Source organism: Roseateles sp. P5_E1 (assembly GCF_054049335.1).
In genome coordinates this window covers 1-604 of record NZ_JBFUMN010000311.1, presented here as the reverse complement: position 1 = coordinate 604, position 604 = coordinate 1, and the positions used below count along the sequence as shown (strand labels likewise).

The 604-nt window shown below is 70.2% G+C and carries 1 protein-coding gene; it reads left to right on the top strand.

The window, feature by feature from the left end:
• Positions 1-604 (top strand): heme biosynthesis HemY N-terminal domain-containing protein (locus ACXJKJ_RS31235; RefSeq protein WP_457395488.1); only part of this gene is annotated, 604 nt, incomplete at both ends.

Genomic DNA, 604 nt, shown 5'->3' with positions numbered 1-604 from the left:
CTTCCAATCTTTGGTGGTGCTGTTGCTGGCCGTGGCGCTGGGCGTGATCGCCTCGCAGTTCCTCGGCACCGAGCAGCTTCGCCAGTTCGGCGAAGTGATCTACCGCTACGGCGGCAACGACTACCGCTCGACGGTGCCGCAGGTGGCCTTGATGGCGCTGGTCGGGCTGCTGGTGCTGTGGCTGCTGTGGAGCCTGCTGGCCTCGCCGTTCCGCGCCTGGGGCCGCTACCGCCGCAAGCAGGGCCGCGCGCGCCTGATCGACGGCATCCACGCCCACGAACAGGGCCAATGGCAGCGCGCTGAAAAGCTGCTGGAAACCGCCGCCGAAGACAAGGACGTGGCCGCCGTGGCGATGGTCACTGCCGTGCGCAGCGCACAGGCGCGCGATGACCAGGCCGCCGTGAATCAGTACCTGCAGCGGTTGGCCAGCGAGGATGCCACCCTGCACGCCCTGCTGCAGGCCGAACGCCTGCTGGCGCAGGAACGCCCGGTGGATGCGATCAACCTGCTGGACACCGCGACGATCCAGCCGCTGCCGCCGCGCGGCCTGTGGCTGCGCACCGAAGCCCTGGCCCGCGCCGACCGCGCGCACGAGGCTTACGGC